General features: G+C 57.0%; 28 protein-coding genes. 5 read left to right on the top strand and 23 right to left on the bottom strand.

Features of this window, described 5'->3' with window-relative positions:
• Nucleotides 1-177: 177 nt before the first annotated feature.
• Genes E3U32_RS11655 through E3U32_RS11645 form a run of 3 tightly spaced genes read right to left on the bottom strand, consistent with a single transcriptional unit; the run spans nt 178 to nt 2,429 of the window.
• The gene (locus E3U32_RS11655) at nt 178-399 is read right to left on the bottom strand and encodes a non-oxidative hydroxyarylic acid decarboxylases subunit D (protein WP_134348911.1); all 222 of its coding nucleotides are present in this window, start codon (nt 397-399) and stop codon (nt 178-180) included.
• 10 nt (nt 400-409) lie between these two features.
• Entirely contained in the window at nt 410-1,837 is a 1,428-nt protein-coding gene (locus E3U32_RS11650) for a non-oxidative hydroxyarylic acid decarboxylases subunit C (RefSeq protein ID WP_134348910.1), read from the bottom strand.
• Nucleotides 1,827-2,429 carry a non-oxidative hydroxyarylic acid decarboxylases subunit B gene (locus E3U32_RS11645; protein ID WP_134348909.1) on the bottom strand — a complete coding sequence of 201 codons (603 nt, stop codon included), beginning with the start codon at nt 2,427-2,429 and terminating at the stop codon, nt 1,827-1,829. Before E3U32_RS11645 ends, E3U32_RS11650 begins: the two co-directional genes overlap by 11 nt.
• A gap of 172 nt (nt 2,430-2,601) precedes the next feature.
• Here E3U32_RS11645 and E3U32_RS11640 point away from each other — a divergent pair, with 172 nt between their 5' ends.
• Nucleotides 2,602-3,009 (top strand): MarR family winged helix-turn-helix transcriptional regulator, encoded by a 408-nt coding sequence (locus E3U32_RS11640; protein WP_134348908.1) that lies wholly within the window; start codon nt 2,602-2,604, stop codon nt 3,007-3,009.
• Here the strand turns inward: E3U32_RS11640 and E3U32_RS11635 are convergent.
• Entirely contained in the window at nt 3,006-3,893 is an 888-nt protein-coding gene (locus E3U32_RS11635) for a LysR family transcriptional regulator (RefSeq protein WP_134348907.1), read from the bottom strand. The two genes, E3U32_RS11640 and E3U32_RS11635, sit on opposite strands and share 4 nt — an antisense overlap.
• 108 nt (nt 3,894-4,001) lie before the next feature.
• Between E3U32_RS11635 and E3U32_RS11630 the strand changes: the two genes are divergently transcribed.
• Both E3U32_RS11630 and E3U32_RS11625 read left to right on the top strand, forming a co-directional pair.
• Entirely contained in the window at nt 4,002-5,204 is a 1,203-nt protein-coding gene (locus E3U32_RS11630) for an MFS transporter (protein WP_134348906.1), read from the top strand.
• Nucleotides 5,201-5,578 carry a DUF4440 domain-containing protein gene (locus tag E3U32_RS11625; protein WP_134348905.1) on the top strand — a complete coding sequence of 126 codons (378 nt, stop codon included), beginning with the start codon at nt 5,201-5,203 and terminating at the stop codon, nt 5,576-5,578. Before E3U32_RS11630 ends, E3U32_RS11625 begins: the two co-directional genes overlap by 4 nt.
• A 52-nt stretch (nt 5,579-5,630) precedes the next feature.
• On the opposite strand, the gene rpoS is transcribed toward E3U32_RS11625, so the two are convergent.
• The 13 genes from rpoS to cysG form a co-directional block, all read right to left on the bottom strand.
• A complete protein-coding gene (rpoS, locus tag E3U32_RS11620) occupies nt 5,631-6,623 on the bottom strand; it encodes an RNA polymerase sigma factor RpoS (RefSeq protein WP_008499600.1) in 993 nt (330 codons plus the stop codon).
• A gap of 59 nt (nt 6,624-6,682) precedes the next feature.
• Nucleotides 6,683-7,807 carry a murein hydrolase activator NlpD gene (nlpD, locus tag E3U32_RS11615; RefSeq protein ID WP_134348904.1) on the bottom strand — a complete coding sequence of 375 codons (1,125 nt, stop codon included), beginning with the start codon at nt 7,805-7,807 and terminating at the stop codon, nt 6,683-6,685.
• A 116-nt stretch (nt 7,808-7,923) separates the two neighbouring features.
• Nucleotides 7,924-8,550: a protein-L-isoaspartate(D-aspartate) O-methyltransferase gene (locus E3U32_RS11610; protein ID WP_134348903.1), complete on the bottom strand. Its 627-nt coding sequence runs from the start codon at nt 8,548-8,550 to the stop codon at nt 7,924-7,926.
• Nucleotides 8,544-9,305, bottom strand: coding sequence for a 5'/3'-nucleotidase SurE (surE, locus tag E3U32_RS11605; protein ID WP_134348902.1), 762 nt, complete (start codon nt 9,303-9,305; stop codon nt 8,544-8,546). Before surE ends, E3U32_RS11610 begins: the two co-directional genes overlap by 7 nt.
• Nucleotides 9,286-10,335: a tRNA pseudouridine(13) synthase TruD gene (truD, locus tag E3U32_RS11600; RefSeq protein WP_134348901.1), complete on the bottom strand. Its 1,050-nt coding sequence runs from the start codon at nt 10,333-10,335 to the stop codon at nt 9,286-9,288. Before truD ends, surE begins: the two co-directional genes overlap by 20 nt.
• Entirely contained in the window at nt 10,332-10,811 is a 480-nt protein-coding gene (ispF, locus tag E3U32_RS11595) for a 2-C-methyl-D-erythritol 2,4-cyclodiphosphate synthase (RefSeq protein ID WP_008499607.1), read from the bottom strand. The genes truD and ispF overlap by 4 nt, the downstream gene beginning before the upstream one ends.
• Nucleotides 10,811-11,521 (bottom strand): 2-C-methyl-D-erythritol 4-phosphate cytidylyltransferase, encoded by a 711-nt coding sequence (gene ispD, locus E3U32_RS11590; RefSeq protein ID WP_134348900.1) that lies wholly within the window; start codon nt 11,519-11,521, stop codon nt 10,811-10,813. Before ispD ends, ispF begins: the two co-directional genes overlap by 1 nt.
• A 19-nt stretch (nt 11,522-11,540) precedes the next feature.
• Nucleotides 11,541-11,852, bottom strand: coding sequence for a cell division protein FtsB (gene ftsB, locus E3U32_RS11585; protein ID WP_008499609.1), 312 nt, complete (start codon nt 11,850-11,852; stop codon nt 11,541-11,543).
• A gap of 166 nt (nt 11,853-12,018) precedes the next feature.
• On the bottom strand, nt 12,019-12,345 hold the full coding sequence (locus E3U32_RS11580; RefSeq protein WP_134348899.1) for a DUF3561 family protein: 327 nt from the start codon (nt 12,343-12,345) through the stop codon (nt 12,019-12,021).
• A gap of 58 nt (nt 12,346-12,403) precedes the next feature.
• Nucleotides 12,404-13,009 (bottom strand): adenylyl-sulfate kinase, encoded by a 606-nt coding sequence (gene cysC / locus E3U32_RS11575; RefSeq protein WP_021241908.1) that lies wholly within the window; start codon nt 13,007-13,009, stop codon nt 12,404-12,406.
• Entirely contained in the window at nt 13,009-14,433 is a 1,425-nt protein-coding gene (cysN, locus tag E3U32_RS11570; protein ID WP_134348898.1) for a sulfate adenylyltransferase subunit CysN, read from the bottom strand. Before cysN ends, cysC begins: the two co-directional genes overlap by 1 nt.
• 9 nt (nt 14,434-14,442) lie before the next feature.
• On the bottom strand, nt 14,443-15,351 hold the full coding sequence (cysD, locus tag E3U32_RS11565; RefSeq protein WP_010434549.1) for a sulfate adenylyltransferase subunit CysD: 909 nt from the start codon (nt 15,349-15,351) through the stop codon (nt 14,443-14,445).
• 9 nt (nt 15,352-15,360) lie between these two features.
• On the bottom strand, nt 15,361-16,719 hold the full coding sequence (cysG, locus tag E3U32_RS11560; RefSeq protein WP_134348897.1) for a siroheme synthase CysG: 1,359 nt from the start codon (nt 16,717-16,719) through the stop codon (nt 15,361-15,363).
• 237 nt (nt 16,720-16,956) lie between these two features.
• Here cysG and E3U32_RS11555 point away from each other — a divergent pair, with 237 nt between their 5' ends.
• Complete coding sequence (locus E3U32_RS11555; protein ID WP_134348896.1) at nt 16,957-18,000, top strand: aminopeptidase; 1,044 nt, start codon at nt 16,957-16,959, stop codon at nt 17,998-18,000.
• Between the two features lie 93 nt (nt 18,001-18,093).
• On the opposite strand, the gene cysH is transcribed toward E3U32_RS11555, so the two are convergent.
• Genes cysH through cysJ form a run of 3 tightly spaced genes read right to left on the bottom strand, consistent with a single transcriptional unit; the run spans nt 18,094 to nt 22,361 of the window.
• Entirely contained in the window at nt 18,094-18,828 is a 735-nt protein-coding gene (gene cysH, locus E3U32_RS11550) for a phosphoadenosine phosphosulfate reductase (RefSeq protein WP_134348895.1), read from the bottom strand.
• Nucleotides 18,829-18,843: 15 nt separating this feature from the next.
• Nucleotides 18,844-20,556, bottom strand: coding sequence for an assimilatory sulfite reductase (NADPH) hemoprotein subunit (cysI, locus tag E3U32_RS11545; protein ID WP_134348894.1), 1,713 nt, complete (start codon nt 20,554-20,556; stop codon nt 18,844-18,846).
• Nucleotides 20,556-22,361, bottom strand: a complete 1,806-nt coding sequence (gene cysJ, locus E3U32_RS11540) for an NADPH-dependent assimilatory sulfite reductase flavoprotein subunit (RefSeq protein WP_134348893.1) — start codon at nt 22,359-22,361, stop codon at nt 20,556-20,558. The genes cysI and cysJ overlap by 1 nt, the downstream gene beginning before the upstream one ends.
• A gap of 305 nt (nt 22,362-22,666) precedes the next feature.
• On the opposite strand from cysJ, the gene queD reads away from it, so the two are divergent.
• On the top strand, nt 22,667-23,029 hold the full coding sequence (gene queD / locus E3U32_RS11535; RefSeq protein WP_023309002.1) for a 6-carboxytetrahydropterin synthase QueD: 363 nt from the start codon (nt 22,667-22,669) through the stop codon (nt 23,027-23,029).
• 87 nt (nt 23,030-23,116) lie between these two features.
• On the opposite strand, the gene queE is transcribed toward queD, so the two are convergent.
• Genes queE through E3U32_RS11520 form a run of 3 tightly spaced genes read right to left on the bottom strand, consistent with a single transcriptional unit; the run spans nt 23,117 to nt 26,109 of the window.
• On the bottom strand, nt 23,117-23,788 hold the full coding sequence (gene queE, locus E3U32_RS11530; RefSeq protein WP_134348892.1) for a 7-carboxy-7-deazaguanine synthase QueE: 672 nt from the start codon (nt 23,786-23,788) through the stop codon (nt 23,117-23,119).
• Between the two features lie 54 nt (nt 23,789-23,842).
• Nucleotides 23,843-24,550 carry an N-acetylmannosamine-6-phosphate 2-epimerase gene (locus E3U32_RS11525; RefSeq protein WP_134348891.1) on the bottom strand — a complete coding sequence of 236 codons (708 nt, stop codon included), beginning with the start codon at nt 24,548-24,550 and terminating at the stop codon, nt 23,843-23,845.
• On the bottom strand, nt 24,550-26,109 hold the full coding sequence (locus E3U32_RS11520) for a PTS transporter subunit EIIC (protein ID WP_134348890.1): 1,560 nt from the start codon (nt 26,107-26,109) through the stop codon (nt 24,550-24,552). The genes E3U32_RS11525 and E3U32_RS11520 overlap by 1 nt, the downstream gene beginning before the upstream one ends.
• Nucleotides 26,110-26,143 lie beyond the last annotated feature (34 nt).

Below are 26,143 nucleotides of genomic sequence, written 5' to 3'. Positions count from 1 at the left end.
GTACTGGTGTTTTACGGGCCCCCCGCGTGTGTTTTTTTTTCCGGGGGGTTGTTGGGGGGGGGGCCCGCCCCCCCCCCCCCCCCAAACACCCCCCGCCCCCCCGCCCCCCCCCAGCCGCCACCGGGCAAAAGACCGCACGATGTTATCGCCCGGTAAGCGCAGCGCCACCGGGCTTTTTTACAGCAACGGTGGAATGGTCGGCACCTGCGGTGCCTCGTCAATATCCTTCTGCGTCATGCGAAACGCTTCAGGGTAGTGCTCGCGGCTGGTACGACGCAGCGGTTCGGTATCGCGCCAGGTATACAGACAGTGCTGGCACTGATAAACCTTCCAGGCCCCTTTCACCGGCGACGTCGCCATCACTTCAATATGCTCATCGGCACAACGTGGACAAATCATCTTTTCCTCCTTATTGACGTGCAGCCAGCATGGCGGTCAGTTTTTCAGCCCAGGCTTTGGTTTCAGGGAGATCCTGTACCGGCTGGCTATAGTGACCACGGGTGTCCGGCGCGACAGGCGTGGTGGCATCGATAATCAGTTTGTCGGTAATGCCCGCCGGGCTGGAGCCCGGGTCGAGTTCAAGCACCGACATGTTCGGCAGCTGTACCAGATCCCCTGCCGGGTTCACTTTCGATGACAGCGCCCACATCACCTGCGGGAGGTTGAATGGATCAACGTCCTCATCCACCATAATCACCATCTTCACGTAGCCCAGACCATGCGGCGTGGTCATGGCGCGTAAACCGACCGCGCGGGCAAAACCGCCGTAACGCTTTTTGGTGGAAATAATCGCCAGCAGACCGTGGGTGTACATGGCGTTCACCGCCTGCACTTCAGGGAATTCCGCTTTCAGCTGCTGGTAAAGTGGCACACAGGTGGCTGGCCCCATCAGATAGTCAATCTCGGTCCACGGCATGCCGAGGTAGAGGGATTCGAAAATCGGTTTGGTACGGTACGAGACTTTATCAATACGGACGACCGTCATATTACGACCACCCGAATAGTGGCCGGTAAACTCACCGAACGGTCCTTCGATTTCACGTTTACGGCTCTCAATGACCCCTTCCAGAATCACTTCAGAGCCCCAGGGTACATCAAAGCCGGTCAGCGGCGCGGTCGCAATGGGGTACGGAGTTTCACGCAGCGCTCCCGCCATTTCATACTCGGATTGATCGTATTTCAGCGGCGTCGCGCCCATCAGGGTGATGATCGGATCGTTGCCCAGCGTAATCGCAATCGGAAGGTCTTCACCACGCTCTTCCGCTTTGTGCAGATGCAGGGCGATATCGTGCATCGGTACCGGTTGCAGGCCAAGCTTACGCTTGCCCTTCACTTCCATGCGATAGATCCCGACGTTCTGCTTGCCGAAGTTATCCGGGTCGAGCGGATCGCGCGAGACAACGCACGCTTTGTCGAGATAAAAGCCCCCGTCCCCGTCATTCAGGCGAAACAGCGGCAGGATGTCGAACAGGTTAATGTCTTCACCATCAACCGTATTCTGCGCCCAGGCCGGGTTTGCACGGCGCTCCGGTGTGACGGGGAATTTATCCCAGCGGCGAATAAACTCGTCGATCTGCTTTTTCACCGGGGTATTCGGCGGTAGCCCCATCGAAATGGCGTGGTTCTGCCAGGAGCCAATCGTGTTCATCACCACGCGGGCATCGGTGAAACCGCGAATATTATCGAACCACAGCGCAGGCGCACCGTCACCGATGCGTCCCGTCGCGTTGGCTGCCGCCGCCAGATCCGGCTCGGCACTTACCTCTTCCTCAATTTTCAGCAGTTGCCCTTGCTCATCGAGCGCCTGCAGGAAGCTTCTCAAATCATCAAATGCCATCTTTAGTCTCCTGTGAAAAATGTTTCGCCTCGCGCAGCCCGTTCCAGCGGCGCGCTTTTTTATGCTCCAGACCAAACTGGTCGAGTACGCGCGTCACGATATGCTGGGTAATGTCATCGACGGTTTGCGGATGGTTGTAATAAGCAGGCATGGGAGGCACCATCGCCACGCCCATGCGGGAAAGCGCAAGCATGTTCTCCAGATGAATGGTACTCAGCGGCGTTTCACGGGGAACCAGCACCAGCTTGCGCCCCTCTTTCAGCACCACGTCTGCCGCGCGGCCCACCAGCCCTTCGGCGTAGCCGGCGCGGATACCCGCCAGCGTTTTCATGCTGCAGGGAATGACAATCATGCCGTCGGTGCGAAACGAACCGGAGGAGATGGTGGCGGCCTGGTCAGCCGGACTGTGGGCAACGTCAGCCAGGGCGGCAACGTCCTGCGCGGTGTAGGGTGTTTCCAGCTCAATGGTGGTTTTTGCCCACTTCGACATAACCAGGTGGGTCTCCACCTCCGGCATTTCCCGCAGCGCCTGTAGCAGCGCCACGCCCAGCGGAGCGCCCGTCGCTCCCGTCATTCCCACGATCAATCTCATTCAGCACCTCAATCATCTTGTTCGCACACGAACGTTATAAATAAACTACTCCCGGATCGTTTTTCTGACAAGATCGTTCGCATACGATCACACTAATGGCTAAAAAATGCCGCGTTAAAATCCAGAGCAATAGCGGCTATCATAGAGGGAGATTTTTTCCGTCGGAGTGTTCATGGAACTAAGACAAGAGGCGTTCCACCTGTTACGTCAGCTTTTTCAACAGCATACCGCGCAGTGGCAACATGCCTTACCGGAACTGACCAAGCCGCAGTATGCGGTTATGCGCTCAATTGCCGAGCACCCGGGTATTGAACAGGTGGCATTGACCGAAGTGGCGGTTAGCACGAAAGCGACCCTGGCGGAAATGCTCGGCCGCATGGAGGCACGCGGGCTGGTCAAACGCGAGCACGATCCAGCAGATAAGCGCCGCCGGTTTGTGTTCCTGACGCCAGAAGGTGAAGCCCTGCTTGCAGGCTGTAAACCGATGGGCAACGCGGTGGATGAGGCGTTTTTAGGACGTCTCACTCAAGCCGAGCGGGAGCAATTCTCCGCGCTTATCAAAAAGATGATGCACGGTTAATTTACGCTGGTGCGCATAAAATCAATAAAGGTGCGCACTTTCGCTGGCACATGTCGGGCATCAGGATACACCGCATAGATGCCCTGCTGTGCAAAGGTATATTCCGGTAAAACCGGGACCAGTTTTCCCGCATCAAGCGCATCGCGCGCCAGCCATTCCGGCAATAACGCTACCCCACCACCCGCAAGCGCAAAGGCCATGAGCGCCTGAGCGCTATCGGCAAACAAACGCGGCGCTTTTTTTATCTCCAGCGTTTCAGGCGCGCCGCTGGCGTCTTTCACCTGCCAGCGCAGCGGCGAGGCGAGGCGCTCGTGAATAATCCAGTCGGCCTGTGCCAGCTGCGCAAGCGATTCGATGGGATGATTAACGAGCCACTCGGGCGTCGCGACGGGGAGAACAGAAAAGTGCGAAATCAGCGCGGCGTGGTAGCGCGAATCGGCAAGCGTTCCCAGCCGGATAGCCACGTCAAAGCGCTCCGAGATAAGGTCGGCGTGTAGTGACGACGAAACATGGCGCACGCGAAGATCCGGATGCTGGTGGCTAAACCTGGCCAGCAGCGGCACCACGACCTGTGCGCCATACTCAGGCGTGGTCGTGATCCTCAGTTCTCCCGTGAGCCCCGCATGGTTGGCGCGGACATCATCCTGCAATTGCTCGGCGTCCTTCAGAAGCGCTACGCTGCGTTGATGAAACAGCGCGCCCGCCTCGGTTAACGTCAGACGGCGTGTGGATCGCAGCAGCAGGGTGACGCCAAGTTCAGCTTCGAGCTGGCGAATATTGAAGCTGACCACCGCTTTTGTCAGGCCCATCGCATCCGCTGCCGCCGTAAAGCTGCCGGTGTCGGCCACCGTAACAAACATCTGCGTTCGCTGTAAGTTAATCATCGTCACTCTTTTTACTGTCAAAATAGTTTTGACAGTATATCTCGCTTTGTCAGGTTTATCCGCGCTCACCCGGCCGATACGATACGCCTCCTCACCGGAGGATCCATCATGACGTATCGCAGCAAAGTTGCCGCAGTCTATCTGCTGGGCTTTTTTCTTGATCTGATCAACATGTTTATTGCCAGCGTCGCCTTTCCGGCGATGGCTCACGATTTTAACGCCACGCCTTCAGCGCTTGCCTGGGTCAGTAATGGGTACATTGCCGGTCTGACGCTGGTGATCCCGTTCAGCACCGTGCTGACGCGCCGCATCGGGCCAAAGCGCGTCATCCTGCTCTCGCTTTTTCTGTTCAGCGTAGCCTCAGCCGCAGCAGGCTTGTCTGCAACGCTTGAAAGTCTGATCGCCTGGCGCGTGCTGCAGGGCGTGGGTGGTGGCTTATTGATCCCCGTGGGACAGGCGCTGACCTGGCAACAGTATAAGCCTCACGAGCGTGCCCGACTCTCCTCCGCGGTCATGCTGGTTGCATTGCTTGCTCCCGCCTGCTCCCCTACTATCGGGGGTCTGCTGGTGCAAACGTTAAGCTGGCGATGGATATTTTTCGCCACGCTCCCGGTTGCCATCGTGACCTTTGCTCTGGCCTGTCTGTGGCTCAAACACGCAATTCCCACGATGAAAGCGGCCAAACTGCTAAACCTGCCTTTGCTCGCGGACCCGCTTTTGCGATTTTCCATGCTTGTCTATGTCTGCGTGCCCGGTATGTTTATTGGGGTGAACGTCACGGGGATGTTTTATCTTCAGCACGAGGCGAACATGAGCCCGGCCGCAACGGGAATACTCATGCTGCCGTGGTCCGTGGCATCGTTTATAGCCATCACGGCGACGGGACGTTATTTTAACCGTATCGGCCCCCGTCCGCTGATCGTCATCGGATGCCTGTTGCAGGCGACGGGTATCCTGCTTTTGATTAACGTCAGTTCGGCTACACTGCTACCTGTTGTGGCGTTTACCCTGATGGGCGCCGGGGGAAGCCTTTGCAGCAGCACGGCTCAGAGCAGCGCGTTTCTGACGACGCGCCGGGAAGAGATGCCGGATGCCAGCGCCCTGTGGAATCTCAATCGTCAGTTGAGTTTTTTTGTCGGTGCCTTGCTGCTGGCACAGGCGCTGAACCTGGCGCAGGTCTGGCTGCCACCGCTCGCCGCATGGCATGGGATGTTTATTTTTGCCGCAGGCATGACCTTGCTGCCTGTACTGTATGTTTTTCGTCTTAACAATACGCAGGTGCTGACCCAGCTGCGACAGGAGAATTCATGACGCCTTTCGAACACGACATTATCGACCTTCACATTGCGCTTGAAAACTGGTTAGGCAAAGGCGAAGGCGATTTCGATACCCTGCTCGCCCGTTTCCATCCCGATTTTCTGATGATCCCGCCGGGTGGTATCCATTTCGACTATCAGGCCCTGGCCCGTTTCCTGGAGAGCCAGCGCGGAAGCCGTGCCGGCCTGAAGATCGTCATTGATGAATTAACTACCCGACAGGCGTGGACCAACGGCGCGGTCCTTCATTATCGGGAGACGCAAACCCGGCCGGACCAGCCCGTCAATGTGCGCTGGTCAACCGCGGTGCTTAATCAGGAAGGCGAACGGATAACGTGGCGTCTGCTCCACGAAACAGCACAGCCGTAGCCCAAAAGAAAAAGGCCCGTCTCACGACGGGCCTTTTTTGACGAAAGGTTGCTTATTCGCGGAACAGCGCTTCGATATTCAGACCTTGCCCCTGCAGGATTTCACGCAGGCGGCGCAGACCTTCAACCTGAATCTGACGAACACGTTCACGGGTCAAGCCAATTTCGCGGCCGACGTCTTCCAGTGTTGCAGCTTCATACCCCAGTAAACCGAAACGACGCGCCAGCACTTCACGCTGTTTGGCGTTCAGTTCGAACAGCCATTTGACGATGCTCTGTTTCATGTCATCGTCCTGCGTGGTGTCTTCCGGGCCGTTGTCTTTTTCATCGGCCAGGATGTCCAGCAGCGCTTTTTCGGAGTCGCCACCCAGCGGGGTGTCAACGGAGGTAATGCGCTCGTTGAGACGCAGCATACGGCTTACGTCATCAACGGGTTTATCGAGTTGTTCGGCAATTTCTTCTGCGCTTGGCTCGTGGTCCAGTTTATGGGACAACTCGCGTGCGGTACGCAGATAGACGTTCAACTCTTTGACGATGTGGATCGGCAGGCGAATCGTACGGGTCTGGTTCATAATAGCCCGTTCGATGGTCTGACGAATCCACCAGGTCGCGTAGGTTGAGAAACGGAACCCGCGTTCCGGGTCAAACTTCTCAACTGCGCGGATGAGACCTAAGTTGCCCTCTTCAATCAGATCCAGCAGAGCCAGACCACGATTGCCGTAACGGCGGGCAATTTTCACGACCAGTCGCAGGTTACTTTCAATCATGCGACGACGCGAGGCAACATCACCACGCAAAGCACGACGTGCGAAATAGACTTCTTCTTCGGCCGTTAGCAGTGGGGAGTAACCAATCTCCCCAAGGTAAAGCTGAGTCGCGTCCAGTACACGCTGTGTGGCGCCCTGCGATAACAGCTCTTCTTCAGCCAAATCGTTATCACTGGGTTCCTCTTCTACTAAGGCTTTTTCGTCAAAAGCCTCTACTCCGTTCTCATCAAATTCCGCGTCTTCATTTAAATCATGAACTTTCAGCGTATTCTGACTCATAAGGTGGCTCCTACCCGTGATCCCTGAACGAGACACCCTGGCTGGCATGCCCCGTCAAATTATCGCTGCGGCAAGTACTGCAGCGGGTTTACGGATTTCCCCTTGTAACGAATTTCAAAATGCAAGCGTGTAGAACTGGTTCCGGTGCTACCCATGGTAGCGATTTTTTGCCCCGCCTTAACTTCTTGTTGTTCCCGGACCAGCATTGTGTCGTTATGGGCGTAGGCACTCAGGTAATCATCGTTATGTTTGATGATAATAAGATTACCGTAACCGCGCAGAGCGTTACCGGCATACACAACGCGCCCATCTGCGGTCGCGATGATAGCCTGTCCTTTACTCCCTGCGATATCGATCCCTTTATTTCCCCCTTCGGAGGAAGAGAAGTTTTCGATAACCTTACCGTCAGTTGGCCAGCGCCATGCAGAGATTGGCGAACTGGATGTCATACTGCTGGCAGTCGGTTCAGTAGAGCTAACCACAGGTGCCGTCACCGGTGCTGTGACAACAGTCGCAGTCCCTTTATTATTCGGCAACATTTTGTTAGCAGTCTGATCACCTGAATCCTCAGAATACGTAATTACAGGTTGTGAAGCAACCACCGTGGTGGATTTTTGTGCAGGCTTAACGCTGTTGTTTTGCGCAGTCACATCGGCCGCTGAAACGGTGTTGCCAGGCGTAAGTGGCGTACCCGTTGCGTTGCCTACCTGAAGCGTTTGCCCGACTTCCAGACCGTACGGGGCCTGGACATTATTGCGCTGGGCGAGATCGCGGAAATCGTTCCCGGTGATCCACGCAATGTAAAACAGCGTATCGCCGCGCTTGACGGTATAGGTACTGCCACCGGTATAGCTACCTTTCGGAATGTTCCCATACTTACGGTTATAGACTATGCGGCCATTCTGGGTCTGAACAGGCTGATCCACTGGCTGAATCTGTGTCGGCTGCGTTATCGGACGTTGAACCGGCTGAATAGGCGGATTTTGTTGTGCCGAAGCAGTGCCCATTTTAGGCGGAGGTGTGATCAACATTCCGCTGGACGTGTTACCGGATCCGCTATTTCCGCCGACGGAACTGACGGGCGCAGGAGCATTGTTAGAACTTGTACAGCCTGCCAGCCAGAGCGAAACCAGTGATAATGCCGCAACACGGCTGATGGTGAATTTAGGGCTTCCCGCGCTCATTTATCCCCCAGGAATGTGTTAACTACCAGTGACTTAAAATTTACCGTGATGGCACGAATCTTTCGCGCCACACCATACGCTGAATTTGCCTTAATAACCCTGGATAATTCCGAGTCTCAGGCCAACTCCCCCTTTACCAGAGGCACAAAGCGCACGGCTTCCACGGTGTCGATAATAAACTCGCCGCCGCGCCGACGAACACGCTTCAAAAGCTGCTGCTCGTCCCCAACAGGCAGAACAAGAATGCCCCCCTCATCCAGCTGCGACAACAGTGCAGCAGGGATTTCAGGCGGGGCCGCCGTCACGATGATAGCGTCAAACGGGGCGCGAGCCTGCCAACCCTGCCATCCATCACCGTGTCGTGTCGAAACATTATGTAAATCAAGTTGTTTCAGGCGACGACGCGCCTGCCACTGTAACCCTTTAATCCGCTCAACGGAGCACACATGATGCACCAGATGCGCCAGGATCGCGGTCTGGTACCCTGACCCGGTGCCAATCTCCAGCACGCGGGAGTCGGGCGTCAGCTCCAGCAGCTCCGTCATGCGCGCCACCATGTAGGGCTGTGAAATCGTCTGGCCTTGCCCGATAGGCAGCGCCACGTTTTCCCACGCTTTGTGTTCAAACGCCTCATCTACAAATTTCTCACGCGGAACCTGAGCAAGTGCTTCAAGCACGTGCTCGTCGCGGATCCCCTGCGCGCGTAATTGTTCCAGAAGAGTTTGTACACGTTTGTTTACCATTGCGCGTTCACTCCTGCGCGATCCAGCCAACCCGACACCACATCATGCGCGCTATACGCGGTTAAATCTACGTGCAGCGGGGTAACCGAAACATAGCCTTCATCCACGGCAGCAAAGTCGGTATCGGGACCCGCATCGCACTTATCGCCGGGAGGACCAATCCAGTAAAGCGTGTTGCCTCGAGGATCCTGCTGCGGGATCACCTGATCGGCCGGGTGCCGGCTCCCGCAACGGGTAACGCGAATGCCTTTAATGTCATTCAGGGGTAGGTCCGGCACGTTGATGTTGAGGATGCGCCCGGTGCGCAGCGGCTCGCGGCTAAGCGCCCGCAGGATCGAACACGTCACCGCTGCGGCGGTGTCGTAGTGCGTGTGGCCATTTAACGAGACCGCCAGCGCCGGAAACCCGAGATGGCGCCCTTCCATTGCGGCCGCCACAGTACCGGAGTAAATCACGTCATCGCCAAGGTTGGGCCCGGCGTTAATGCCGGAAACGACGATATCCGGACGCGGTCGCATCAGCGCGTTCACGCCCAGAAAAACGCAGTCGGTTGGCGTGCCCATCTGCACGGCAATATCGCCATTTTCAAAGGTAAAGGTGCGAAGCGACGACTCCAGCGTCAGCGAGTTAGACGCTCCACTGCGGTTACGATCGGGTGCCACGACCTGCACATCCGCAAATTCGCGAAGGTGTTTCGCCAGCGTCTGAATGCCTGGCGCGTGGATCCCGTCATCGTTACTCAGCAATATTCGCATAATCACCCGAGGTGTTGATAAGTTCCCTGACAACACTGGTGGCAAAGCTACCTGCCGGCAGCCAGAAGCGTAACTCAACGGTCACGTCATCCCACCAGTTCCAGCTTAACTGCTGCGGATAGAGCAGCATCGCGCGGCGTGCTGCTTCTACTTTTTCCCGCACCAGCAATGATTGTAATTCTGGCGCATCCGCGACGGCAGATTGCTCAGCCGCCAGCGCATCGCCCTGTGGACCCCAGTCGCCCATACCGGGCAGCGCGGCGGTAATCATCAGCGCTTTGGCGTCCACGCGCGACTGAACATCGGCCATTTCTTCTGCCGTTGCCACAAACCAGCTTCCGCGTCCCGCTAATTGTAGCGCATCGCCAACAACAACTTGATTCGCGTCCGGTTTTTTCAGTCTTTCGCTCACAATCTGATTAAACAACGCACTACGGGCTGCCGACAACCAAAAACTGCGTTTATTCCTGTCGCGAACCGGCGCATCGCTTTGCGCCCAGCGCAACGCTCCCAGCAGGTTGCTGCCGCCGATACCAAAGCGCTGCGCGCCAAAGTAATTCGGTACGCCCTGCGCGCTGATGGCATTCAGGCGTTTCTCTACGTCATCGCGGTCGGTCACTTCACGCAGTACCAGCGTAAAGTCGTTTCCTTTCAACGCGCCCAGACGCAGTTTGCGCTTATGGCGGGCAAACTCCAGTATCTTACAGCCCTCAAGCTCAAATTTACTTAAATCGGGCATCGTATTGCCCGGAACGCGCGCGCAGAGCCACTGTTCAGTGACTGCGTGTTTATCTTTCTGCCCGGCAAAGCTCACTTCGCGGGCATGAATTTTGAGGAATTTTGCCAGCGCGTCGGCCACAAAACGGGTATTGCAGCCATTTTTCAGAATACGCACCAGGATATGCTCACCTTCGCCATCCGGCTCAAAGCCCAGATCCTCCACCACAAGGAAATCTTCAGGGCTGGCTTTCAGCACCCCTTTCCCCTGCGGTTTACCGTGCAGGTATGTCAGGTTGTCGAAGTCTGTCATTTGCTTGCCTTCACCAGCAGCGCTACGGCTTCACAGGCAATCCCTTCGCCGCGGCCGGTAAAGCCCAGCTTCTCGGTGGTCGTCGCTTTGACGTTGACGTCGTCCATATGGCAGCCCAGATCTTCTGCAATAAACACGCGCATCTGCGGAATATGCGGCAGCATTTTCGGCGCCTGAGCGATAATCGTCACATCGACGTTACCCAGGGTGTAGCCTTTAGCCTGGATGCGGCGCCACGCTTCGCGCAGCAGTTCGCGGCTGTCAGCGCCTTTAAACGCCGGGTCGGTGTCCGGGAACAGCTTGCCGATGTCCCCCAGTGCGGCCGCGCCGAGCAGCGCGTCGGTCAGCGCATGCAATGCCACGTCGCCATCAGAATGCGCCAGCAGTCCTTTTTCATAAGGAATGCGCACGCCGCCAATGATAATTGGGCCTTCTCCGCCAAAGGCGTGTACATCAAAACCGTGTCCAATTCGCATTATGCCTTCTCCTGATGGGTCGAACGGGTAAGATAGAATTCCGCAAGCTGTAAATCTTCCGGACGCGTCACTTTGATATTATCAGCGCGCCCTTCAATAAGCTCAGGATGAAAACCGCAATACTCCAGCGCCGAGGCTTCGTCCGTGATGGTCGCCCCTTCTTTGAGCGCACGCGTTAAGCAGTCGTGGAGTAACTCGCGGGGGAAAAATTGAGGCGTCAGCGCGTGCCATAAATCGACGCGATCGACAGTGTGGGCGATGGCCCGTTTGCCCGGCTCGGCACGCTTCATGGTGTCACGCACCGGGGCGGCCAGAATGCCACCCACTTTACTGGTTTCGCTCAGCGCCAGCAGGCGCGCAAGATCGTCCTGATGCAGACACGGACGCGCAGCGTCATGCACCAGCACCCACGGCACGTTTCCGGCAGCCTGAATGCCCGCCAGCACGGAATCGGCGCGTTCGGCGCCACCGTCAACGACGGTAATTTGTGGGTGATTTGCCAGCGGAAGCTGCGCGAAGCGCGCATCGCCAGGACTGATAGCAATGACCACGTGCGCCACCCTGGGGTGCGCCAGCAGCGCCGCCACGGCGTGCTCGAGGATCGTTTTATCGCCAATAGAGAGGTACTGCTTGGGACATTCTGTCTGCATGCGCCGGCCAAAACCTGCGGCCGGCACCACGGCGCATACGTCCGAAAAAGTTACTGCCATGTCGTAATCCTGGGCCTGATTATCGATTGTTTTGTGCTGAGCCCTGATTGCGTTTAGACGCATCCGGAACCAGACGATAAAAGGTTTCGCCCGGCTTAGTCATACTGAGTTCATTGCGTGCGCGTTCCTCAATCGCCTCTTGCCCGCCATTGAGGTCATCAATTTCAGCAAAGAGTTGATCGTTTCGCGCCTTAAGTTTGGCGTTTGTTGCCTGCTGAGCCGCGACGTCATCGCTCACCCGGCTATAGTCGTGCAGTCCGTTCTTACCGAACCACAGCGAATATTGCAGCCAGATTAGCAAAGCCAGCAACAGCAGCGTTAGTTTACCCATCCTGCCCCCTGAAAAACGGCATCATCATCCCAAGACTTCCCCAGAGCACTACGCCGGGGTAACAGAGATGCCGCAACATCGCGGGCAAATGTACCACATTTTTTCCGCAGAATCGTCCTGCACAATATCGTTACACAGTTGGTTACGGTTTGAATTATGGCTGAAGTTAGCCCATGAGCCACAAAAATAACAGACCAAACATCAGAACCACCGTCACAATCGTGACCACGGTGCTGTAGAGGAGCTTACCGTTGAGCAGCGAGTGGAGCGCAATGCCGACGACAACCGCCACGGGCATCAACGCCAGAAAGAAAGGCCAGGTGTAGAGAAAGAAGAACAGCGTGTTACCGCCGTAGATGAGAAACGGAATGCCAAGCGCCAGCAACCATGAGACGAAGCCAATGATGGCCCCAGGAAATGACCAGGTCGTTTCGTCGTCGGTCGCTAGCGGCTCCGACCCGGTGGTGATGATAAAATTTTCACTGTTGCGCATAGCTAATCCTGTGACCGTGACTCATCGTTCGGGAAGACAGCTCCCGAACGATACCGTCTCAGGATCTGATAATATCGTCCCGTCTGAGCAGGTCTAATAATTGGCTTACTAAATTTGTTACCAATTGTTGGCCCTCCAGGTGAATTTCAGGCGATTCAGGCGCTTCGTATACCGCGTCAATTCCGGTGAAGTTGCGCAGCTCACCGGCACGGGCTTTTTTGTACAGCCCTTTCGGATCGCGGGCTTCGCAAACTTCCAGCGGGGTGTCGACAAACACTTCGATAAAGCGATCCTGACCCACGCGCTCGCGCACCATCTGGCGCTCGGCGCGGTGCGGAGAGATAAACGCAGTCAGCACCACCAGCCCGGCGTCTGCCATCAGGCTGGCGACTTCCCCGACCCGGCGGATGTTCTCTTTACGATCGTCGTCGCTGAACCCTAAATCGCTGCACAGGCCGTGGCGCACGTTGTCACCATCCAGCAGGTACGTGCTTACGCCCTGCTGATGCAACGCCTCTTCCAGCGCGCCTGCGACCGTCGACTTACCCGAGCCCGATAGCCCGGTAAACCACAGCACAACTCCACGGTGACCGTGGAGTTGCTCGCGCTGGGCGACGGTGACCGGATGAGGATGCCAGACGACGTTCTCATCATGGGCGGCCATTACTTGCCTCCCAGCAGATCGCGTGCGCCCCAGTGCGGGAAGTGCTTACGCACCAGCGCGTTCAGCTCCAGCTCAAAGGCGCTGAATTCAGATGCCAGGTTCGCCTGCTCGTTTGGCTCACGCACCATGCCCGCGCCGACGGTGACGTTCGTCAGGCGGTCGATAAAGATAAGCCCACCCGTCACCGGGTTCTGCTGATATGGATCCAGCACCAGCGGTTCGTCAAAGGTCAGATCCACCAGACCAATACCGTTCAGCGGCAGTTCGGTGACCTCGCGCTGGGTCAGGTTGTTGATATCCACCTGGAACTGAATGCCGTCCACGCGGGCGCGGGTTTTCTTGCCGGCAATTTTGATGTCATAGCTCTGACCAGCGGTCAGCGGCTGCTCCGCCATCCATACCACGTCCACGGAAGCACCCTGCACGGCGGCCAGCGTTTCCTGGGCATCCACCAGCAGGTCGCCCCGGCTGATATCAATTTCGTCTTTCAGTACAAGGGTTACCGCTTCACCGGCGCCCGCTTCCTGCAGGTCACCATCGAAGGTGACGATACGGGCGATAGTCGATTCCACGCCGGATGGCAGCACCTTAACGCGCTGCCCCACCTTCACGGAGCCTGATGCGAGGGTACCGGAAAAGCCGCGGAAATCGAGGTTCGGACGGTTCACGTACTGCACCGGGAAGCGCATCGGCTGAGTGTCGACCACACGATGAATTTCAACGGTTTCCAGCACTTCCAGCAGCGTTGGGCCGCTGTACCACGGCATGTTTGCGCTCTGGGACGCGACGTTATCCCCTTCCAGCGCCGAGAGCGGCACAAAGCGAATATCGAGGTTGCCCGGCAGCTGTTCGGCAAAGGTCAGGTAGCTCTGGCGGATCTCCTCGAACTTCTCTTCGCTGAAGTTCACCAGATCCATCTTGTTGACCGCCACCACCAGGTGTTTGATCCCCAGCAGCGTGGAGATAAAGCTGTGGCGACGGGTCTGATCCAGCACGCCTTTACGGGCGTCGATCAGCAGGATCGCCAGCTCGCAGGTCGACGCACCGGTCGCCATATTGCGGGTGTACTGCTCGTGCCCCGGGGTGTCGGCGATAATAAATTTGCGCTTCTCGGTGGAGAAGTAGCGATAGGCCACGTCGATGGTAATGCCCTGCTCGCGCTCCGCCTGCAGACCATCCACCAGCAGCGCCAGATCCAGCTTTTCGCCCTGGGTACCGTGACGTTTACTGTCGTTATGCAGGGAAGAGAGCTGATCTTCGTAAATCTGGCGCGTATCGTGCAGCAGTCGGCCAATCAGGGTACTTTTCCCGTCATCCACGCTGCCGCAGGTCAGAAAACGCAGCAGGCTTTTATGTTGTTGGGCGTGCAGATACGCTTCCACGCCGCCTTCGTTGGCAATTTGTTGAGCAATAGTGGTGTTCATGGCGGTTCCTTAGAAATAACCCTGACGTTTCTTCAGCTCCATGGAGCCTGCCTGGTCGCGGTCAATCACGCGCCCCTGTCGCTCGCTGGTGGTCGACACCAGCATCTCTTCGATGATCTCCGGCAGCGTCTGCGCGCTGGATTCCACCGCGCCGGTCAACGGCCAGCAGCCAAGGGTACGGAAACGCACCATCTGTTGTTTGATCACTTCGCCCGGCTGCAGGTCGATGCGATCGTCGTCGATCATCATCAGCATGCCGTCGCGCTCCAGCACCGGACGCTCAGCGGCCAGATACAGCGGAACGATTTCGATGTTTTCCAGATAGATATACTGCCAGATATCCAGCTCGGTCCAGTTGGAGAGCGGGAAGACGCGAATGCTTTCGCCTTTGTTGATCTGGCCGTTGTAGTTGTGCCACAGCTCCGGACGCTGGTTTTTAGGGTCCCAGCGGTGGAAGCGGTCGCGGAAGGAGTAGATACGCTCTTTGGCGCGGGATTTCTCTTCGTCACGGCGCGCGCCGCCGAAGGCCGCATCAAAACCGTATTTGTTCAGCGCCTGCTTCAGCCCTTCGGTTTTCATGATATCGGTGTGTTTAGCGCTGCCGTGCACGAACGGGTTAATGCCCATCGCCACCCCTTCCGGGTTTTTATGTACCAGCAGCTCGCAGCCGTAGGCTTTTGCGGTACGGTCGCGGAATTCGTACATCTCACGGAATTTCCAGCCGGTATCCACATGCAGCAGCGGGAACGGCAGCGTACCTGGGTAAAACGCTTTACGCGCCAGATGCAGCATGACGCTGGAATCTTTACCGATGGAGTACATCATCACCGGGTTAGAAAACTCGGCGGCCACTTCGCGGATAATATGGATACTTTCCGCTTCGAGCTGCCGCAGGTGTGTAAGACGTTTTTGGTCCATAACCGTTCCTTAAGCCAAATTTATGACAGAAGCGCCGAAGCCTTCTGTGTCGGTTGTGTGCTGAAACCAGGCGAGCGTGCTGTGCAACTGCACCACTTCCCCCACCACGATCAGGGCGGGCATCGGGGCGTCTTTCGCCAGGGTTGCAAGATCGTTAAGCGTGCCGATAGCAACGTGCTGATCGACGCGCGTACCGCGAGAAATGACGGCAACGGGCGTCGTCGCTGCGCGACCGTGCTGGATAAGTTGTTCGCTGATGTCCGCCGCCTTCATCGTGCCCATGTAGATAGCCAGCGTCTGTCGGCTCTGGGCGAGGTGCGACCAGTCAAACGGCGTGCTGTCGGCCTTGTAGTGGCCGGTCACAAAGGTCACGCTCTGGGCGTAATCGCGGTGGGTCAGCGGAATACCGGCGTAGGCCGTTACCGCAGAGGCCGCCGTGATGCCTGGCACCACCTGGAACGGCACCCCGGCTTCGGCTGCCGCCTGCAGCTCTTCTCCGCCGCGGCCGAAGATAAACGGATCGCCACCTTTCAGGCGCACCACGGTTTTACCCGCTTTGGCGGCGTCAATCAGCATCTGGTTGGTGTCGTGCTGCGGGACGGAGTGTTCGCCAGCCCGTTTGCCAACGCAGATTTGCTCCGCGTCGCGACGGATCAGTTCGCGCACGCCGTCGGTGACCAGATGGTCATAGAACACCACGTCCGCGTCCTGCAGCACCTGCAGGCCACGCAGCGTCAGAAGCCCGGCATCGCCCGGCCCTGCACCCACCAGAATGATCTCCCCGCCCGTACTGCCGGGGTTGTCCAGTTCGTCTTCGAGGATTTTTTGCGCCGCCGTCTCATTACCGGCATGCATCAGGCTGGCAAAGCGGCCGCGAAACACGCGCTCCCAGAAGCGACGGCGTTCCGTTACGCTGGTCAGGCGAGTTTTCAGATGGTTGCGCCAGTAGCTGGCTTTCTCCGCCATACGCCCAAGGCTGGTTGGCAGCAGCGCTTCGATTTTTTCACGCAGCACGCGCACCAGTACCGGTGCGGTGCCGCCGGAAGAGATGGCGACCAGCAGCGGAGATCTGTCGACAATCGACGGGAAGATAAACGAGCACAAAGGCTGGTCGTCGACCACGTTCACCAGGCGGTAACGCGCCTGAGCGGCGTCGGAGACGCGCCGGTTCAGCTCGCGATCTTCGGTCGCCGCAATCACCAGCACCACGCTGTCGATTTGTGATTCATCGAAATCCGCCTCTGTGACGACCTGCACCTGCGCACCTGCGCGCTTGAGAAACGCGATTTTGCGATCGGCAATCTCACCCGTACCGACAACCAGTACCGGTTTCTCTTTAATCGCAGCAAATAAGGGCAGATAGTCCACAAGCAACAACTCACTAACAGCAAGGAATAGAGGGACTATAGGGGGCGGCTTAGACTGAATGAAATTACGAATTGGAATGAGTAGTTACTCAATGGAATAACGCGATGAAAAAGCAAATATCAAAAAGTGCTTAACACGCGAAATTTCGGGCATTTAAGAGCAATTCAAATTGTGTATGGGCGATCACAGTTTCATACTAGGCGGGTTAAAATTTTGCTCTGTTTTTAAGGACTCACTATGTTTTCCGCAACGCGCCACCGTATCGTAGCCCTGGCGCTCGGCGTTTGCTTTATCCTTCCGGCTCAGGCAAAAAATCAACCGTATGGTGAAATCGCCAATCTACAGGCGCGGCATATTGCCACCGTCTTCCCTGGGCGCATGACCGGCTCACCGGCGGAAATGCTCTCCGCTGATTATATTCGCCAGCAGTTTGCCGACATGGGTTACCAGAGCGATATCCGCACGTTTCACAGCCGCTACGTTTATACCTCCAGAAATAAAAGTAAAAACTGGCATAACGTGACCGGCAGTACGGTTATTGCGGCGCATGAAGGTAGCGCGAATGAGCAGATTATTATTATGGCGCACCTGGATACCTACGCGCCGTTGAGTGACGCCGATACGGATAACAACCTCGGCGGGCTGACGCTACAGGGTATGGACGATAACGCGGCAGGCCTGGGCGTGATGCTCGAACTGGCCGAGCGGATGAAAGATATTCCAACCCAATATGGCATTCGTTTCGTTGCCACCAGCGGTGAAGAAGAGGGCAAACTCGGCGCTGAGAACCTCCTGAAGCGCATGAGCGCTGAGGAGAAGAAAAATACGCTGCTGGTGATCAACCTCGATAACCTGATCGTCGGCGATAAGCTTTATTTCAACAGCGGACAGAGCACGCCGGGTACCGTGCGGAAACTGACGCGCGACCGGGCACTGGCGATTGCCCGCAGCCACGGGGTTTATGCCACCAGCAACCCCGGCGGTAACCCGGGCTATCCCCGAGGTACGGGCTGTTGCAACGACGGGGAAGTATTCGATAAGGCAGGCATTCCGGTGCTGTACGTGGAAGCGACAAACTGGGCATTGGGCAAGAAAGATGGCTATCAGCAGCGGGCCAAATCGAAAGCCTTCCCGAACGGGACAAGCTGGCATAACGTGATGCTGGATAATCAGCAGCACATTGATAGCGCCCTGCCGCAGCGCATTGAACACCGCAGCCGGGATGTTGTGAAAGTGATGCTGCCGCTGGTGAAAGAGCTGGCAAAAGCGGGGAAAGCCTGAGGTAGTTAAGCCCGGTGGCGGCTACGCCTTACCGGGCCTACGTCTCGTGCCTTTGTAGGCCCGGTAAGCGCAGCGCCACCGGGCAAAATGACATCACCCTTCGTGCAACCCGCACTCGCGCTTCAGCCCAAAGAATCGCGTCTCTTCTTCCGCCATTCCCGGTTCCCATTTACGCGTGGTGTGGGTGTCGCCCACTGACAGGTAGCCCTGATCCCACAGCGGATGGTACTTCAGCCCGTGTTTTTGCAGGTACTGGTACACCGTCCGGTTATCCCAGTCGATAATCGGCAGCACTTTAAAGACCCCGCGCTGCACCGCCAGCACAGGCAGCGTGGCGCGGCTACCGGACTGTTCCCGGCGCAAACCTGCGAACCACGTCTGTGCATTAAGCTCTTTCAGCGCGCGGTTCATCGGCTCGACTTTGTTGATCTCATTGTATTTCTCAATGCCCTCAACGCCTTGTTCCCACAGTTTGCCGTAGCGTGCCTCCTGCCAGGCCGCGCTTTCCGTCGCGCGATAGACTTTCAGGTTCAGCTTGAGCTTGTCCGTCAGCTCATCGATAAACTGGTAGGTTTCCGGGAACAGGTAGCCGGTATCGGTGAGGATCACCGGAATGTCCGGACGGATCTGATTCACCAGGTGCAAACTGACCGCCGCCTGAATACCAAAGCTCGACGACAGCACGTAATCTCCCGGCAGGTTTTCCAGCGCCCACGCCACGCGCCCTTCGGCGTCCAGCTTTTCCAGCTGGGCGTTGGTTTCTGCGAGTGCCAGAATGCGTTCGACTTTTGGCAGTTCGTTAAGCGCGTTTAGATCGAGTACGGACATAATTACCTCTCGTGGTTACTCCCAGAAATCCCTGGCGGGATCGAGCACCGGGCGAATGATGCCCGCACGCACCGTAAAGTCGCCGAAGCCTTCACCCGCTTCGCGCTCTTTCGCCCAGCGCCCGACAAGCTCGTCGATGGAATCGAGAATTTCCGGTTCCGTGATATTTTCGCGATACATCCGCGGAATACGCGTCCCCATACAGTTACCGCCGAGGTGTACGTTGTAGCGACCCGGCGCTTTACCCACCAGCCCCAGCTCGGCCAGCATCGCACGACCGCAGCCGTTCGGGCAGCCGGTGACGCGCATAACAATATGCTCGTCCGGAATGCCGTGTTTTTCCAGAATCGCTTCCACTTTGTCAGTAAATGACGGCAGGAAACGTTCCGCTTCAGCCATCGCCAGCGGGCAGGTCGGGAACGACACGCAGGCCATCGAGTTTTCACGCTGCGGTTTGACCGCATCCATCAACCCGTGCTCGCGCGCCAGCTTCTCTATCTTCGCCTTCTGGCTCTCAGGCACGCCGGCAATTATCAGATTCTGGTTAGCGGTAATGCGGAACTCGCCTTTATGGATCTTCGCAATTTCCAGCAGACCGGTTTTCAGCGGACGGCCCGGATAGTCCAGGATACGGCCGTTTTCGATAAACAGCGTCAGGTGCCATTTATTGTCGATGCCTTTGACCCAGCCAATACGATCGCCGCGGCCGGTGAATTCGTAAGGGCGAACAGGCTCAAATTTGATCCCCGCACGACGCTCCACTTCCTCTTTGAACGTCTCAACGCCCACGCGCTCCAGGGTGTATTTGGTTTTCGCGTTTTTACGGTCGGTACGGTTGCCCCAGTCGCGCTGGGTGGTGACCACCGCTTCCGCCACGGCCAGCGTGTGCTCCAGCGGCAGGAAGCCGAACTCGCTCGCAGTGCGGGCATAGGTTTTCTTGTTACCGTGCTCAATGGACAGGCCGCCGCCCACCAGCAGGTTAAAGCCCACCAGCTTGCCGTTTTCTGCAATCGCCACGAAGTTCATGTCGTTGGCATGCAGGTCGATGTCGTTCTGCGGCGGGATCACCACCGTGGTTTTGAACTTACGCGGCAGATAGGTCTGACCGAGGATCGGCTCTTCGTCCGTGGTGGCAACTTTTTCCTGATCGAGCCAGATCTCCGCATAGGCGCGGGTGCGCGGCAGCAGGTGCTCGGAGATCTTCTTCGCCCACTCATACGCTTCGGCGTGCAGCTCGGACTCATACGGGTTAGAGGTACAGAGCACGTTACGGTTCATGTCGTTGGCAGTCGCCAGCGCGTCCAGCCCGACGGAGTGGAGCATCTGGTGCACCGGCTTCACGTTCTTCTTCAGAATGCCGTGGAACTGGAAGGTCTGACGGTTGGTCAGACGGATGCTGCCGTAAATCGTGTTTTCACCCGCAAACTTGTCGATGGCCTGCCACTGTTTGGTGGTGATCACCCCGCCCGGCAGGCGGCAGCGCAGCAGCATCGCATGACGCGGCTCCAGCTTCTGTTCAGCACGCTCGGCGCGGATGTCGCGGTCATCCTGCTGATACATGCCGTGGAAACGGATTAGCAGGAAGTTGTCGCCTTTGAAACCGCCGGTGAGACCGTCATTCAGATCTTCAGCAATGGTGCCGCGCAGGTAGTTGCTTTCCAGCTTCATGCGCTCGGCGTCTGTCAGTTTACCTTCGACCACCAGTGGCCCTGGATGTTTTTCGCTCATTAGTAGACATCTCGCTGATAACGGCGCTCAACGCGCAGCTCACTTAAAAATTCATCCGCCGTTTCGGCATCCATACCGCCGAATTCGGCAATCACTTCCAGCAGTGTCTGCTCAACGTCTTTCGCCATGCGATTAGCGTCGCCGCAGACATAAATGTGGGCACCGTCATTGATCCAGCGCCACAGCTCTGCGCCCTGTTCGCGCAGTTTGTCTTGTACGTATACTTTTTCTTTCTGGTCGCGGGACCAGGCCAGATCGATGCGGGTCAGTACGCCTTCTTTCACGTAGCGCTGCCACTCAACCTGGTAGAGGAAATCTTCCGTAAAGTGCGGGTTGCCGAAGAACAGCCAGTTTTTACCCGGTGCCTCGTCCGCCGCGCGCTGCTGCATAAAGGCGCGGAACGGCGCAATGCCGGTGCCCGGGCCAATCATGATGACAGGGGTTTCCGGGTTCGTCGGCAGACGGAAGTTGTCGTTGTGCTCAATAAAGACGCGCACTTCACCCTCTTCTTCCACGCGGTCCGCGAGGAAGCTTGATGCCCCACCCGCGCGGGCGCGGCCTTCGATGTCATAACGCACTACGCCCACGGTGATATGCACTTCGCTTTCCACCTCTGCCTGGGAAGAGGCGATGGAGTACAGGCGGGGAGCCAGCGGACGCAGCAGGCCGATCAGCGCGTCGGCATCCAGCTGCGCCGGAGAGAAACGCACCATATCGACAATTGGCGTGGTCGCCGCGTAATGATGCAGTTTCGCTTTGTCGCCTACCAGCGGCAGCAAGGATTCGCTGCGCGTTAAGGTGGCATAATTTTCGACGATATTTGGGGTGTTCACCGTCAGCTCAAAATGCCACTGCAGCGCTTCGGAAAGCGGCTGGGTTTTCCCGTCAACGGTGACGGGCTCCGTGCCTTTCAGCCACAGCAGCTCAACCAGCTCTTTCACCAGCGCCGGATCGTTCTGATACCAGACCCCCAGCGCATCGCCAGGCTGGTAGCGCAGGCCGGAGTCGCCGAGATCGATTTCGATATGGCGGACGTCTTTTTCCGAATCGCGGCCGGTGATCTTTTGATTCACCGACAGGCTCGCGGCCAGGGGTGCCTCTTTAGTGTACGGACTGGTGTGAATGTCGTTAACGGCACCCGTCGCGGTGAACGCGGCCTGTGCCGGCGTCTCTTTCGGCACGCGGGCTTTCAGCACCTCAACGATGCGCGCACGCCATTCCGCGGCGGCGGGCTGGTATTCAACATCCGCGTCAACGCGGTCCAGCAGGCGCTCTGCGCCCAGCTCCGCCAGCTTGCTGTCGAAGTCTTTACCGGACTGGCAGAAGAATTCATAAGAAGTATCGCCCAGGCCAAAGACGGCAAACGCGGTGCCATCCAGTTTTGGCGCTTTTTTCGAGAACAGGAACTTGTGCAGCGCCACCGCTTCTTCAGCGGGTTCACCTTCACCCTGGGTAGAGGCGACAACCACCAGCAGTTTTTCCGACGCGATTTGCTTAAATTTATAATCCCCGGCGTTGACCAGGTTCACGTTCAGTTTGGCGGCCAGCAGGTCGTCACGCAGCGCCTCGGCCACGCGGCGGGCATTGCCCGTCTGCGAGGCGGAAATAAGGGTAATGGCCGGAATTTCAACGGCCGTTGCCGGTGCCCCTGCCACAGCGCCAGGCTGCTGGTTGAGCATTCCCCAGAAATAGCCGGAGACCCAGGCAAGCTGAGTGGGAGAAAAATCAGAGGTGGCTGCCTGAAGGCGCGCCAGTTGCTCCGGGTTCAGGGGAAGCAAATTTGAAGGTGGGGCCTGTGTTGTCATGCGTTGTTATGTTCCAGTAGCAAAGCGGAATTTATGCAAAAAGACCAAACTAGAGATAAGGTTAACGGCGAGGATAATAACAATTAAAGAAGGGATGGAAATAATAAATAACCAAATGGACTAACCTGTTTTAGTTGTCATACTTAGCGATAAAACCGATTAATTAACCCACTGAAAATTATCAATAAAAACCACAAAAAACGCCTGTTAACGAGACGCCAGGCTTCAGAGCCGTTTTAGTTAATGCTAAAAATTGTGCTTTCCGGTACTATGCGGCGGTTTTTTCCGCATTACTGAGAGCGATCATGTCCACCACACTATTTAAAGATTTCACCTTCGAAGCCGCCCACCACCTTCCGCATGTTCCTGAAGGGCATAAATGCGGCCGTCTGCACGGGCATTCGTTTATGGTGCGTCTTGAGATCACCGGTGAAGTTGATCCGCATACCGGTTGGATCATGGATTTTGCCGAACTGAAGGCGGCGTTTAAACCGACCTACGATCGTCTGGATCATTACTACCTGAATGATATCCCGGGCCTTGAAAACCCGACCAGCGAAGTTCTGGCGAAATGGATTTGGGATCAGATGAAGCCGCTGGTACCGCTGCTGAGCGCGGTGATGATCAAAGAGACCTGTACCGCTGGCTGTATCTATCGCGGGGAGTGATGCTTGCCGGGTGGCGCTGACGCTTACCCGGCCTACAAGAGCTTCGAACCGTAGGCCCGGTAAGCGCTAGCGCCACCGGGCTTTTTTTTAGGCAATATTCAGGTATTTGTGCGTCTGCATCGACAGGCGCCAGTTGCGCGCAATACAGGTTTCAATACACAGGCGCGTCGCGTCCTCTTTCTGACTGATAGGCTGCAGGGCAATGACCCGCTGCTTTTCATCCGCAAGCGTAGCCAGCAGTTCATCCAGCGCTTCGATATCACGCACGCGCCCGACAGGGTGCTTGATCTCATCCGCGCGCTCCAGTGCCTGAGACAGCACATCATATCCGCCGCGCATATTCACTTTTGGCGAGACCGTCACCCAGGTGGCGTGCGAGCAGCGCACTTCATGGGTGCCGCTGGTTTCAATCTGGCAGCTGTAGCCGTTCTTTTCGAGCAGCTCGGTCAGCGGTGTCAGATCGTGGATGCAGGGTTCACCGCCGGTGATCACCACGTGGCGCGCCGTCCAGCCCTGTCGACCAATAATGGCCAGCAGATCTTCTGAACTGCCCGCGCCCCACTTATCGCTCTCTTTGGTTTTCGCCAGAATGCTAAACAGCGACACTTCCCGATCTGCGAGCTTATCCCACGTATGTTTGGTATCACACCAGGCACAGCCAACCGGGCATCCCTGTAAACGGATAAAGATAGCGGGAACGCCGGTAAAGTAACCCTCGCCTTGCAGGGTCTGGAACATCTCGTTAATCGGGTACTGCATAGTCATCTCAGTAAAGGGGATAAACGATAAGTATCGCAGATCCCCGCCGGATGGTCATGCTCCATCGGTGCTTTGCGCGCCAATCGCCGTCATAAACCGTTCAGTAATTTGCTGGGGACGGGTGATCGCACCGCCGACAACAACCGTATGCGCGCCCAGCGCCAGACACCTCGCCGCACGCTCGGGGGTATCCACATTGCCTTCGGCAACCACGGGAACCGTAACGGCTGCCAGCACCGCCTTCAGGAACGCACAGTCATTCTCCGGAAGCGAATGGCCCGCGGTGTCCGCCGTATAGCCATAAAGCGTGGTTCCGATGCAATCAAAACCCAGCGCCTGCGCCATCTCGGCCTCGTCTACAGAGGAAATGTCCGCCATCAGCAGTACCGAGGGATAACGTGAGCGGATGCGCGTAACCAGCCCGCCCAGGGGTTCACCCCCGGGGCGTTCCCGCGCCGTCGCGTCAAGGGCAACGATCTCCGGAGAGACGGTCATGAGCTCATCCACTTCTTTCATCGTCGCGGTGATAAACACCTCGCTCCCGGGATAATCCCGTTTGATGATGCCGATAACAGGCAACGACACCTGCTGTTTAATGGCCTCGATATCCACCACGCTGTTGGCGCGAATGGCCGCAGCCCCACCCTGCGCCGCCGCCAGCGCCATTCGCGACATAATAAACGGGCTGTGCAAGGGTTCGTTTTCCAGCGCCTGACAGGAGACGACCAGTTTTCCCTTCAGGTTATCCAGTACAGTTTTCATTACGATAAGATCTCTTCCACTTCGTTTTTGATAATCGTGACGTGCGGGCCATAAATGACCTGAACACCGTTACCGCGCACGATAACGCCGCGCGCGCCGGTGGCTTTCAGCGCCGCGTCATTCACTTTGCTGCCGTCTTTGACCGTGACGCGAAGACGCGTGGCGCAGCAGTCCACCTCTTCCAGATTGTCTTTTCCGCCTAATCCGGCGATCACCGCCACGGCACGTTCGCTTTGCGGGAGGGTAACCTCGTCAGCCACCGCCTCCTTTTCACGGCCCGGCGTGGCGAAATCGAAGCGGTTAATCAGGTAGCGGAACGTGAAGTAGTAAAGGAAGAACCACGGCACGCCGACCAGCGGGACGAACATCCAGTGGGTTTTGGCCTCGCCCTGCAAAATGCCGAACAGCACGAAGTCGATAAAACCGCCGGAGAAGGTTTGTCCGATGGTGATATGCAGCATGTGCGCGAGCATAAATGCCAGCCCGTCAAACAGCGCATGGATGACGTAGAGCACCGGCGCAATAAACAGGAAGGAGAACTCGATGGGCTCGGTAATCCCGGTCAGGAACGAGGTTAATGCCGCAGAGAGCAGCAGCCCGGCAACGCGTTTTTTATTCTCGGGTTTTGCCGTGTGGTACATCGCCAGACACGCGCCGAGCAGGCCAAACATCATCGTAATAAAGCGCCCGGACATGAAACGTGACGTGCCTTCGTAAAACTGACGCGTGGTGGGATCGGCCAGTTGGGCGAAGAAGATCCGCTGTGTGCCCTCAACAAGGTGACCGTTGACAATCTCACTGCCGCCGAGCGCGGTGGTCCAGAACGGCAGATAGAAGATGTGGTGCAAACCAAACGGGCCCAGCATGCGCAGAATGAAGCCGTACAGCAGAGTACCCAGATAGCCGGTGGCATCCACCAGCCCGCCCAGACCAAAAATCAGTTTCTGGAAATGCGGCCAGACCACGGTCATTGCGGCCCCGACGAGTATCGCTGCCAGCGAGCTGATAATGGGGACAAAGCGTGAGCCGCCAAAGAACCCGAGAAACTGCGGAAGCGCAATTTTATTAAACCGATGATGGAGCGCGCAGGTCACCAGCCCAATCACCACGCCGCCAAACACGCCGGTTTCCAGCGTCTGAATACCCAGCGTCATGCCCTGCCCCACGGCACCCGGGTTCTCATGCGCCAGTTTTCCGGTGAGGATCAGCAGCGCGTTGATGGTGGCATTCATCACCAGAAACGCGAGCAACGCCGCCAGCCCAGCCGTGCCCTTATCGCTTTTTGCCAGCCCGACGGCCACCCCAACCGCAAACAGCACCGAGAGGTTCGCAAAGACGATTGAACCTGCGCTGCTCATGATGGTGAAAATCGCCTGCAGCCAGCCCACATCTAAAAATGGATAAGCCGTCAGCGTATTCGGATTCGATAACGCGCCGCCTATCCCCAGCAGCAGACCCGCCGCAGGCAACACGGCGATAGGCAACATAAAGGATTTGCCAAAGCGCTGCGCTTTTTCAAACCATCCGCCCGAAGAAGCTCCACTGAACATTTGCATCATTTTTTTATCCCCTCGCTTAACGATGAAAATTTTT

It is taken from the genome of Lelliottia nimipressuralis (assembly GCF_004402045.1).
GTDB classification, from domain to species: Bacteria; Pseudomonadota; Gammaproteobacteria; order Enterobacterales; family Enterobacteriaceae; genus Enterobacter; species Enterobacter chinensis.
The sequence above is the reverse complement of the archived record's forward strand: the minus strand, read 5'-3'. Positions and strand labels throughout refer to the sequence as shown.

What these genes read in the sequence shown, in the direction of transcription:
- E3U32_RS11655 (WP_134348911.1), bottom strand. Translation starts at nt 399, where the DNA reads ATGATTTGTCCACGTTGTGCCGATGAGCATATTGAAGTGATGGCGACG.
- E3U32_RS11650 (WP_134348910.1), bottom strand. Translation starts at nt 1,837, where the DNA reads ATGGCATTTGATGATTTGAGAAGCTTCCTGCAGGCGCTCGATGAGCAA.
- E3U32_RS11645 (WP_134348909.1), bottom strand. Translation starts at nt 2,429, where the DNA reads ATGAGATTGATCGTGGGAATGACGGGAGCGACGGGCGCTCCGCTGGGC.
- E3U32_RS11640 (WP_134348908.1), top strand. Translation starts at nt 2,602, where the DNA reads ATGGAACTAAGACAAGAGGCGTTCCACCTGTTACGTCAGCTTTTTCAA.
- E3U32_RS11635 (WP_134348907.1), bottom strand. Translation starts at nt 3,893, where the DNA reads ATGATTAACTTACAGCGAACGCAGATGTTTGTTACGGTGGCCGACACC.
- E3U32_RS11630 (WP_134348906.1), top strand. Translation starts at nt 4,002, where the DNA reads ATGACGTATCGCAGCAAAGTTGCCGCAGTCTATCTGCTGGGCTTTTTT.
- E3U32_RS11625 (WP_134348905.1), top strand. Translation starts at nt 5,201, where the DNA reads ATGACGCCTTTCGAACACGACATTATCGACCTTCACATTGCGCTTGAA.
- rpoS (WP_008499600.1), bottom strand. Translation starts at nt 6,623, where the DNA reads ATGAGTCAGAATACGCTGAAAGTTCATGATTTAAATGAAGACGCGGAA.
- nlpD (WP_134348904.1), bottom strand. Translation starts at nt 7,807, where the DNA reads ATGAGCGCGGGAAGCCCTAAATTCACCATCAGCCGTGTTGCGGCATTA.
- E3U32_RS11610 (WP_134348903.1), bottom strand. Translation starts at nt 8,550, where the DNA reads ATGGTAAACAAACGTGTACAAACTCTTCTGGAACAATTACGCGCGCAG.
- surE (WP_134348902.1), bottom strand. Translation starts at nt 9,305, where the DNA reads ATGCGAATATTGCTGAGTAACGATGACGGGATCCACGCGCCAGGCATT.
- truD (WP_134348901.1), bottom strand. Translation starts at nt 10,335, where the DNA reads ATGACAGACTTCGACAACCTGACATACCTGCACGGTAAACCGCAGGGG.
- ispF (WP_008499607.1), bottom strand. Translation starts at nt 10,811, where the DNA reads ATGCGAATTGGACACGGTTTTGATGTACACGCCTTTGGCGGAGAAGGC.
- ispD (WP_134348900.1), bottom strand. Translation starts at nt 11,521, where the DNA reads ATGGCAGTAACTTTTTCGGACGTATGCGCCGTGGTGCCGGCCGCAGGT.
- ftsB (WP_008499609.1), bottom strand. Translation starts at nt 11,852, where the DNA reads ATGGGTAAACTAACGCTGCTGTTGCTGGCTTTGCTAATCTGGCTGCAA.
- E3U32_RS11580 (WP_134348899.1), bottom strand. Translation starts at nt 12,345, where the DNA reads ATGCGCAACAGTGAAAATTTTATCATCACCACCGGGTCGGAGCCGCTA.
- cysC (WP_021241908.1), bottom strand. Translation starts at nt 13,009, where the DNA reads ATGGCCGCCCATGATGAGAACGTCGTCTGGCATCCTCATCCGGTCACC.
- cysN (WP_134348898.1), bottom strand. Translation starts at nt 14,433, where the DNA reads ATGAACACCACTATTGCTCAACAAATTGCCAACGAAGGCGGCGTGGAA.
- cysD (WP_010434549.1), bottom strand. Translation starts at nt 15,351, where the DNA reads ATGGACCAAAAACGTCTTACACACCTGCGGCAGCTCGAAGCGGAAAGT.
- E3U32_RS11555 (WP_134348896.1), top strand. Translation starts at nt 16,957, where the DNA reads ATGTTTTCCGCAACGCGCCACCGTATCGTAGCCCTGGCGCTCGGCGTT.
- cysH (WP_134348895.1), bottom strand. Translation starts at nt 18,828, where the DNA reads ATGTCCGTACTCGATCTAAACGCGCTTAACGAACTGCCAAAAGTCGAA.
- cysI (WP_134348894.1), bottom strand. Translation starts at nt 20,556, where the DNA reads ATGAGCGAAAAACATCCAGGGCCACTGGTGGTCGAAGGTAAACTGACA.
- cysJ (WP_134348893.1), bottom strand. Translation starts at nt 22,361, where the DNA reads ATGACAACACAGGCCCCACCTTCAAATTTGCTTCCCCTGAACCCGGAG.
- queD (WP_023309002.1), top strand. Translation starts at nt 22,667, where the DNA reads ATGTCCACCACACTATTTAAAGATTTCACCTTCGAAGCCGCCCACCAC.
- queE (WP_134348892.1), bottom strand. Translation starts at nt 23,788, where the DNA reads ATGCAGTACCCGATTAACGAGATGTTCCAGACCCTGCAAGGCGAGGGT.
- E3U32_RS11525 (WP_134348891.1), bottom strand. Translation starts at nt 24,550, where the DNA reads ATGAAAACTGTACTGGATAACCTGAAGGGAAAACTGGTCGTCTCCTGT.
- E3U32_RS11520 (WP_134348890.1), bottom strand. Translation starts at nt 26,109, where the DNA reads ATGATGCAAATGTTCAGTGGAGCTTCTTCGGGCGGATGGTTTGAAAAA.